The 7,738-nt window shown below is 65.1% G+C and carries 11 protein-coding genes; 10 read left to right on the top strand and 1 reads right to left on the bottom strand.

Annotated elements, in window-relative coordinates; translation table 11 throughout:
• The 10 genes from ACM62R_RS02475 to ACM62R_RS02430 form a co-directional block, all read left to right on the top strand.
• Positions 1-307: chaperone modulator CbpM (locus ACM62R_RS02475; RefSeq protein WP_415182490.1), on the top strand; the 307-nt coding region annotated here is incomplete at its 5' end.
• 81 nt (positions 308-388) lie between these two features.
• Complete coding sequence (gene atpD, locus ACM62R_RS02470; RefSeq protein WP_415182489.1) at positions 389-1,774, top strand: F0F1 ATP synthase subunit beta; 1,386 nt, start codon at positions 389-391, stop codon at positions 1,772-1,774.
• Positions 1,771-2,181: an ATPase gene (locus tag ACM62R_RS02465; protein WP_415182488.1), complete on the top strand. Its 411-nt coding sequence runs from the start codon at positions 1,771-1,773 to the stop codon at positions 2,179-2,181. The genes atpD and ACM62R_RS02465 overlap by 4 nt, the downstream gene beginning before the upstream one ends.
• The gene (locus tag ACM62R_RS02460; protein ID WP_415182487.1) at positions 2,178-2,465 is read left to right on the top strand and encodes an AtpZ/AtpI family protein; all 288 of its coding nucleotides are present in this window, start codon (positions 2,178-2,180) and stop codon (positions 2,463-2,465) included. Before ACM62R_RS02465 ends, ACM62R_RS02460 begins: the two co-directional genes overlap by 4 nt.
• Positions 2,462-2,767, top strand: coding sequence for an ATP synthase subunit AtpR (locus tag ACM62R_RS02455; protein WP_415182486.1), 306 nt, complete (start codon positions 2,462-2,464; stop codon positions 2,765-2,767). Before ACM62R_RS02460 ends, ACM62R_RS02455 begins: the two co-directional genes overlap by 4 nt.
• Positions 2,758-3,459, top strand: coding sequence for a F0F1 ATP synthase subunit A (locus ACM62R_RS02450; protein WP_415182485.1), 702 nt, complete (start codon positions 2,758-2,760; stop codon positions 3,457-3,459). Before ACM62R_RS02455 ends, ACM62R_RS02450 begins: the two co-directional genes overlap by 10 nt.
• On the top strand, positions 3,456-3,740 hold the full coding sequence (locus ACM62R_RS02445) for a F0F1 ATP synthase subunit C (RefSeq protein WP_415182484.1): 285 nt from the start codon (positions 3,456-3,458) through the stop codon (positions 3,738-3,740). Before ACM62R_RS02450 ends, ACM62R_RS02445 begins: the two co-directional genes overlap by 4 nt.
• Positions 3,741-3,742: 2 nt before the next feature.
• Complete coding sequence (locus ACM62R_RS02440; RefSeq protein WP_415182483.1) at positions 3,743-4,510, top strand: F0F1 ATP synthase subunit B; 768 nt, start codon at positions 3,743-3,745, stop codon at positions 4,508-4,510.
• Positions 4,500-6,017, top strand: a complete 1,518-nt coding sequence (locus tag ACM62R_RS02435) for a F0F1 ATP synthase subunit alpha (protein ID WP_415182482.1) — start codon at positions 4,500-4,502, stop codon at positions 6,015-6,017. Before ACM62R_RS02440 ends, ACM62R_RS02435 begins: the two co-directional genes overlap by 11 nt.
• Positions 6,001-6,885: a FoF1 ATP synthase subunit gamma gene (locus tag ACM62R_RS02430; RefSeq protein ID WP_415182481.1), complete on the top strand. Its 885-nt coding sequence runs from the start codon at positions 6,001-6,003 to the stop codon at positions 6,883-6,885. The genes ACM62R_RS02435 and ACM62R_RS02430 overlap by 17 nt, the downstream gene beginning before the upstream one ends.
• Here the strand turns inward: ACM62R_RS02430 and ACM62R_RS02425 are convergent, their stop codons facing one another.
• Positions 6,886-7,608, bottom strand: coding sequence for a helix-turn-helix domain-containing protein (locus ACM62R_RS02425; protein WP_415182480.1), 723 nt, complete (start codon positions 7,606-7,608; stop codon positions 6,886-6,888).
• Positions 7,609-7,738: the final 130 nt, after the last annotated feature.

Genomic DNA, 7,738 nt, shown 5'->3' with positions numbered 1-7,738 from the left:
CGTGCGCCGGGTTCGGCTAAGCGAGCTGCGGCTATGGGTCAGCGAAGGCTGGATCAGGCCCGCAACCGGCGACACAGGGCCGGTTTTTGACGAATTGGACATCGCCCGGATCCGGCTGGTCTGTGATCTGCGCAAGGAAATGTCGCTGCCCGAAGATGCGGTGCCGGTGGTGCTGTCGCTGCTGGATCAGGTGCATGGGCTGCGGCGCGAATTGCGCGATCTGGCCGAGGCGATTGACCAGCAGCCGCAACCGACGCGGCAGGCGATTGTCGCGGCGTGGCGCGCACGCACCGAAGACGAGGGCTGAACGCGCTGTTGATCAAGGTCAAAGCCCGGCCCCCGCCTGATTGGCTATGATGCCAGCGAAAGGCTGAAAGGTTGGACTGATATGAACGCCCGGATTGAAGCGCCAGTTGAGGCCGGAGTGATCACTGCCATTCGGGGCGGTGTCGTGGATGTGGCCTTTGCGCAGCAGGTGCCGCGCATCGACGCGCTTTTATACGCGGGCGGCATCGCGCTGGAGGTGATGTCGCTGGTGGGGGGCGGGGTGGTGCGCTGCATCGCGCTTGGCCCGGTGCGCGGGCTGGGTCTGGGCGCACCGGTTACGGCGACCGGCAAGGGTATCGAGGTGCCGGTGGGCGCGGCGGTTCTGGGGCGGATGCTGAATGTCTTTGGCGCGCCGCTGGATGGGTTGCCGCCCCCCGCCGGGGTCGATCATCGCCCGATCCATCAACCCCCGCCGCCGCTGTCCGAGCGGGTATTGCGCGCCGAAGTGCTGGAAACCGGGATCAAGGCGATTGACCTTTTGTCGCCCATTGAACGGGGCGGCAAGACCGGGCTTTTTGGCGGCGCGGGCGTGGGCAAGACCGTGCTGCTTAGCGAGCTTATTCACAACACGATCGAACATCACCACGGGGTCAGCCTGTTTTGCGGCATTGGCGAGCGGTCGCGTGAGGCCGAGGAGCTGTGGCGCGAGATGGGCGAGGCCGGCGTGCGCGACAAGATGGTGATGCTGTTTGGCCAGATGAACGAAGCGCCGGGCGTGCGATTTCTGATTGGCAAGACCGCGCTGACCATGGCCGAGTATTTCCGCGATGATAAGCGCCAGGATGTGCTTTTGCTGATCGACAACATCTTTCGCTATGTGCAGGCCGGATCAGAGGTGTCGGGGCTCTTGGGGCGGATGCCGTCGCGGGTGGGGTATCAGCCGACGCTGGCGACCGAGCTTGCGACCTTGCAGGAACGGATCTCCTCGACCAAAAAAGGCTCTATCACGTCGATTCAGGCGGTTTATGTGCCTGCCGATGACTTTACCGACCCGGCGGCGGCGGCGATCTTTTCGCATCTGTCGGCCTCGGTCGTGCTGTCGCGCAAACGGGCGAGTGAGGGGCTATATCCGGCGGTGGACCCGCTGGCCTCGGCCTCGGTCATGCTGACGCCGGGGGTGGTGGGGCAGCGCCATTATGACGTTGCGCGCGCCGTGCGCCGGACCCTGGCCGAATATGAGGAGCTGCGCGACATCATCGCCATGCTGGGGATCGAAGAGCTGTCAGCGCATGACCGCGCCACCGTTGCCCGCGCCCGCCGGTTGGAGCGGTTCTTGACGCAGCCATTTTTCACGGTGACCGCCTCGGCCGGGACGGTGGGCAAGCTGGTGCCGATTTCCGAGACGCTGGACGGCTGCGAGGCGATACTGGCGCAGACGGAATTCGATTTGCCCGAAAGCGCCTATTACATGATCGGCGGGCTTTCCGACCTGAAGGGGGCAGCATGAGCATGGCGCGCGATATGCAGGTCAGTCTGCGCCTGCCGGGCCGCGTCTTGTTTGCGGGGCCAGCGGCGCGGCTAAGCGCGACCGCGGCCGATGGTGGCTTTGGGATACTGCCCAATCATGTGGATTTTGTCACGGCGCTGGTGCCCTCGGTCCTGCTGGTGACAGAGCCGGACGGGCAGGAACGGGTCTTTGGCATTGATGAGGGGCTGTTGGTCAAAAAAGGCCACCGGGTCGATATTGCGGTGCGCCGGGCCGTAGAGGGCGACGATCTGGACAGTTTGCGCGAAACCGTGGGCCGGACCTTTGCCGAAATGGAGGATGACGAACGGGTGGCGCGCGCCGCGCTGTCGCGGCTGGAGGCGGATATGGTGCGGCGGTTCAGCATCTTGCGCAGGCCCCACCCATGACCGACAATCACGATAAACCGGCCAAGGACATTGGCGAACGCGCCCGCCGGATGAAGGCCGCGCGCGACGATCCGGGGCCAAGCCCGCTTAGCGGCATCGGCACCTTCGGCATGGTGGGCTGGGCGATTGCGGTGCCAACCGTGGGCGGCGCGTTTTTGGGCCTGTGGCTGGACCGGGTGGCGCCGCAGGGGTTTTCCTGGACCATCGCGCTGATCCTGGGCGGGGTGGTTTTGGGCGCGATGATTGCCGCGGCATGGATCGGCAAGGAAGGGGGCGGCAAATGACGGGCATCGACTGGGGCAGCCTTGGGCTGGGGGCGCTGGCGGGGGGCGTTGGTGCGGCGCTGTTTTTCGCGGGGCTGGCGCTGGGGATGCGGCTGGCGCTGCGCAGCGCGCGGCCCACGCCGATATTGCTGCTAAGCGGGGCGCTGCGCATCGGGGCGCTGCTGGCGTTTGGCGCGCTGGTGGCCAATATCGGCGGCGCGACCGCGCTGGCGGGGTTTGCGCTGGCCTTTGTGCTGGTGCGGTTTGCGGTCATTGCGGTTGCGCGGCCGTCCGCCAAACCGGAGGCCGGGCAATGGAGCTGACGCCCGATGATACCACCGTGTTTGCCTGGCAGGGCATTGCCATCAACGCGACGATTTTCAACACTTGGCTGGTGATGGCGCTGCTGACCGGAATCTCGGTTCTGATCACCCGCAATCTGCGCCCTGATGTGCCGCCAAACCGCTGGCGCACCACGCTGGAGGTGATCGTGCGCGGCATCGAGGGGCAGATCGAGGAAATCACCCGCCGCCCGTCGCGCCCGCTGCTTTACTTTACCGGGACGCTGTTCTTGTTCATTGTCACGGCAAACCTGCTGACGGTGGTGCCGGGGTTCAGGCCGCCCACGGCCTCGCTTTCAACGACGGCGGCGCTGGCGCTGGCGGTTCTGGTGGCAGTGCCGCTGTTTGGCATTATCAGCCGGGGGCTTGGCGGCTATCTGCGCACCTATATCGAGCCTTCCGTGGTGATGCTGCCGTTCAACATCATCAGCGAATTCACCCGCGGCATTTCGCTGGCGATCCGGCTTTACGGCAATATCATGAGCGGGGCGGTCATTGCCGCGATCCTGCTGGGGGTGGCGCCGTTCTTCTTTCCGGTGGTGATGGATATGCTGGGGCTGCTGACCGGGCTGATCCAGGCGTATATTTTTGCCATCCTTGCCACTGTCTATATCTCATCGGCCACGGCGCCCGTGCCGCCCGATCCGACCAAAACCGCAAAGGACCAGACATGACAGATCTTGCCATCATTGCCGCCATTTCGATTTTTACCGCAGGGTTGACGGTGTCCTTTGGCGCGCTTGGCCCGGCACTGGGCGAGGGGCGGGCGGCCTCGACCGCGCTGAATGCCATCGCGCAGCAACCCGATGCCGCCGCCACCCTGTCACGGACCCTGTTTGTCAGCCTTGCGATGATTGAATCGACCGCGATCTATTGTTTTGTCGTTGCGATGATCCTGATCTTTGCCAACCCGTTCTGGAACGCGGCCCTTGCGGCGGCGGGAACGGGCGGCTGAGAATGTCTGTCGACTGGATCACGGTCGCGGCGCAGATCGCCAACTTTCTGGTGCTGGTCTGGCTGCTGAAGCGGTTCTTGTACCGCCCGATCCTGGATGGGATCGACGCGCGCGAGACGGAAATCGCCACGCGGATGGGCGAGGCCCACGCGATCCGCAAAACCGCCGAGGCCGCCGAGGCGGATTACAAGGCGCAGATTGCCAGCCTGCGCGCTGACCGCGCCGATATGTTGGCAGAGGCCCGCCGCACCGCCGAGGCGGAGCGCAGCGCGCTGCTGGCCGAGGCGCGCGCGCAGCTGGTCGCTGAGCAGGCCAAGCACGAGGACGAGCGGCGCGAAGAGGCCCGCCGCTATACCGCCGATCTGCACACATCCGGGGCCAAGGCGCTGCTGGCGTTGACCCGCAAGGCGCTGGCGGATCTGGCTGATGAGACACTGGAGCAGCGTATTGCCGCCCATGCGGTGGCCCGGCTTGGCCCGGTGGCCGCTGATCTGCGCAAGGCCGCGGGCGCGGCGCGCGACGCCGAGGTGCTGACCCGCGATCCGCTGCCCGAGGAGGTGCGCGCGCATCTGAAAGATGAACTGGCGCTGGTGATCCCGGGGTTTGGCGTGCAGTTTCGTGCCGACCCGGATCTTGCGCCGGGGCTGACGCTGCGGCTGGGGGGCGGGCAGGTGGCCTGGACGGTGGACAGCTATCTTGACGGGCTTGAGGATGTTCTGGATGACCGCACCGCGCAGCTATTGGTCAAGGGGCGCACCGATGCGGCCTGATGCTGCAACGCTTTATCTGGTGCAGGCGCTGCTGGATAGCCCGGCGCCGACCCCGAAACTGACCGAGATTGGCCGCGTGGCCGAGGTGGGTGACGGGATCGCGATTGTGACGGGGCTTGCCCGCGCGCTGTCGGATGAGCTGCTGGAATTTGCCTCGGGGGTGCGCGGCATCGTCTTTGATCTGGAGCCGGATCGGCTGGGCGTGGTGTTGCTGGGCCCGTCGCATCGTGTCACCCCGGGTGAAGATGTGCGCCGCAGCGGGCAGGTGGTCAGCGTGCCGGTGGGGCCGGAGCTGTTGGGCCGGGTGATTGACCCGCTGGGCCGCCCGCGTGACGAACAAGGCCCGATTGACGCGAAGGTCCGCCGCCCGGTTGAGGCCGAGGCGCCCGACATCTTGCACCGCACGGCGGTGGCGCGGCCGCTGGCAACCGGGCTGAAGGCGGTGGATGCGGCGGTGCCGGTGGGTCTGGGCCAGCGCGAATTGATCATTGGCGACCGGCAGACCGGCAAGACCTCGATCGCGGTCGATACGATCCTGAACCAGAAAAAGACGGACGTGATCTGTATCTATTGCGCCATCGGTCAGCGCGGCGATGCGGTGGCCAAGGTGATTGGCGCCATTGGTGAGGGCGGGATGACGGGTCAGACGGTGATCATCACCGCGGGCGATGAAGATGCGCCAGGGCTGGCCTATATTGCGCCCTATGCCGCGATGACCATTGCGGAAAGCTTTGCCGCCAAGGGCCGCGATGTGCTGGTGGTGATGGATGATCTGACCCACCACGCCCATTCCTACCGCGAACTTTCGCTGCTGCTACGCCGCCCGCCGGGGCGCGAGGCCTTTCCCGGCGACATTTTCTATGTGCATGCGCGGCTGCTGGAACGGGCGGGCCAATTCACCCCTTCGGCCGGTGGAGGGTCTATTACGGCGCTGCCGGTGGTAGAAACGCAGGCCGAAAACCTGTCGGCCTATATTCCGACCAACCTGATTTCCATCACCGACGGGCAAATCTATCTGTCGCCGCGACTGGTGCGCAAAAACCAGTTTCCGGCGGTGGATCTGGGGGTTTCCGTATCGCGCGTGGGGGGCAAGGCGCAGTCGCGCGCGTTTCGCGATGTGGCGGGCAACCTGCGCGTGACCCTGTCGCAGTTTGAAGAGCTGGAAGAGTTTGCCCGCTTTGGCACCAGGCTCGATGACGCCACCCGTGCGCGCCTGACGCGCGGGGCCGCCGTGCGCGCCGCGCTACGCCAGCCAGAGCGCGACCCGATGCCCGCGTCTGCGCAGTTGGCGGTGCTGATTGCCGCGATGGAGGGTCTGCTGGACGGGATGGACGAGGCGCAAACCGGCGCCGCGATGGCGGCAATTCGCGCCGCGATAGGGGCCGATGACGGGTCTTTGGCCGCGCAGATTGCCGCGGACGCGCCGCTAAGCGAGGCAGACCGCGCGCGAATTCTGGCGCTGGCGGGCAGGGCGATTGAGGCTGGGGGCAATGACGCAAACGCTTGAACTGCTGACCCACCGCACGGAAACGCTTCGCAGTATTCGCGGGATCGTGCGCACGATGAAGACCATGGCCGCAATCAATGCGCTGCCCTATGAGCAGGCCGCAAGCGGGATCGAGGCGTATCGCGCCACCGTGCTGGACGGGTTTCACGCTTTCTTGCACCGTCAGGGCGCCTTGCCGATCGGGCCGGAACCGGGGGCGGTGCCGGTCATGGTGGCGTTCGGGTCTGACCATGGGCTTTGCGGCAATTATAACGAGGTTTTGGCGGAAAAGGCGGTGCAGGTTGGCGCCGATATGCGGGTGATCTGCGTTGGCGCGCAGCTGGAGGATGCGTTGCGGGGTCTGGGCATCACCCCCGAGGCGGTGCTGCTGCCGCCCGCTACGGCCGATGGGTTGGGGCGGCTGGCGGGCCATCTGATCACGCGGCTGGATGTGATGCGCCGCGACAGCATATCGGGGGCGATTGCGGTGACGCTGGTGTTTACCCAGCGGGGCGCGCATGGGCTTCAGGCGCCAACGTCGCAGCGGCTGTTACCGCTGGACCCTGACCTGATTGGCGGGCTTGCGGCGCGGCCCTGGGTGTCGCGCAGCCTGCCGCAGTTCAGCCTGCCGGCGCAAACGCTGCTGGCGGCGCTGGTGCGCGGATTTCTGTTCACCAGCATGTTCCGCGCCGCTGCCGAAGCGCTGGTGACCGAAAACGCCGCCCGTCTGGCGCGGATGCAGCAGGCCGAACAATCGGTCGATGAGCGGTTGGAAGACCTGACCGCCGAAACCCGCGCCGCCCGGCAAGACGCCATCACGACCGAGCTTTTGGATGTGATCATCGGCTTTGAGGCGCTGAAAGACCGCGATAAACGCAAACGGCGCTGATCAGGGGCCGCGGGTCTGGGAATTTTGAAGGTCGGGGCCGTCGATCAGCCAGCTTGGATGGGCCAGAGATTCTAGCGCGGCCCGGTTGGCGATGGTGATGCGCTGACCCTCAACCTTGACGCCCAGTTCCTGCAAGGACCGCATCGCCCGCGACAGGCTTTCCGGGGTCATCCCGATGAAGGACGCCAGCAGCCGTTTTTCCAGCGGCAGCACAAAGCTGGCGTTGGTGGGTTCTGCCGGGGCCGTGCGCAGAAGATAGGCGGCCACCCGTTCGCGCGCGTTGCGCAGCTTTATATCTTTGGCGTGGCGGATGATGCGCCGATAGCACGCGGAAAGTTCGGTCATGGCGGCCAGCGCGAAGGCCGGATCCTTATCGAAAACCGTGCGCACATCGACGGTTGGCATCATGATGATGCGCGTCTTTTCCAGCGTGCGCGCCGACATCAGATAGGGCGAATCCGTAATGCACGCGGCCAGAATGAAGGTGGTGACCGGGCGGATCACCTCTAACGTGGTTTCGCGGTCTTGCCAGCCGGCAAAGAGCTCTACCGCGCCGTCCATGACAATGTGCAGAAAATCCGCGCCCGACGCCTCTTCGAATAACTGGACCTGTGCGGGAAAGGTCTGGTCATAGGCGGCACGGGTCAGCGTGGCGTAGTTTTCGTTGCTCATCGACCGGAACAAGGGAAGTTGGCGAATATCGGAAAGTTCGTTGTCGCGCACGAATCACTGCCCCGGCTATTGTTGATCAATTGATTTATGATAAGCCGTTGGATTCTTTTCGTCCATCGGGGTGGTGCAATTACTTTTTCAAGTTTTCGACATATGTCGGCGCAAAAAATGGATCGGGTAA

The organism is Phaeovulum sp., from assembly GCF_047638075.1.
Taxonomy (GTDB): domain Bacteria; phylum Pseudomonadota; class Alphaproteobacteria; order Rhodobacterales; family Rhodobacteraceae; genus UBA6197.
The sequence above is the reverse complement of the archived record's forward strand: the minus strand, read 5'-3'. Positions and strand labels throughout refer to the sequence as shown.

Coding starts and splice junctions, on each gene's coding strand:
- atpD (WP_415182489.1), top strand. CDS start 389: ATGAACGCCCGGATTGAAGCGCCAGTTGAGGCCGGAGTGATCACTGCC.
- ACM62R_RS02465 (WP_415182488.1), top strand. CDS start 1,771: ATGAGCATGGCGCGCGATATGCAGGTCAGTCTGCGCCTGCCGGGCCGC.
- ACM62R_RS02460 (WP_415182487.1), top strand. CDS start 2,178: ATGACCGACAATCACGATAAACCGGCCAAGGACATTGGCGAACGCGCC.
- ACM62R_RS02455 (WP_415182486.1), top strand. CDS start 2,462: ATGACGGGCATCGACTGGGGCAGCCTTGGGCTGGGGGCGCTGGCGGGG.
- ACM62R_RS02450 (WP_415182485.1), top strand. CDS start 2,758: ATGGAGCTGACGCCCGATGATACCACCGTGTTTGCCTGGCAGGGCATT.
- ACM62R_RS02445 (WP_415182484.1), top strand. CDS start 3,456: ATGACAGATCTTGCCATCATTGCCGCCATTTCGATTTTTACCGCAGGG.
- ACM62R_RS02440 (WP_415182483.1), top strand. CDS start 3,743: ATGTCTGTCGACTGGATCACGGTCGCGGCGCAGATCGCCAACTTTCTG.
- ACM62R_RS02435 (WP_415182482.1), top strand. CDS start 4,500: ATGCGGCCTGATGCTGCAACGCTTTATCTGGTGCAGGCGCTGCTGGAT.
- ACM62R_RS02430 (WP_415182481.1), top strand. CDS start 6,001: ATGACGCAAACGCTTGAACTGCTGACCCACCGCACGGAAACGCTTCGC.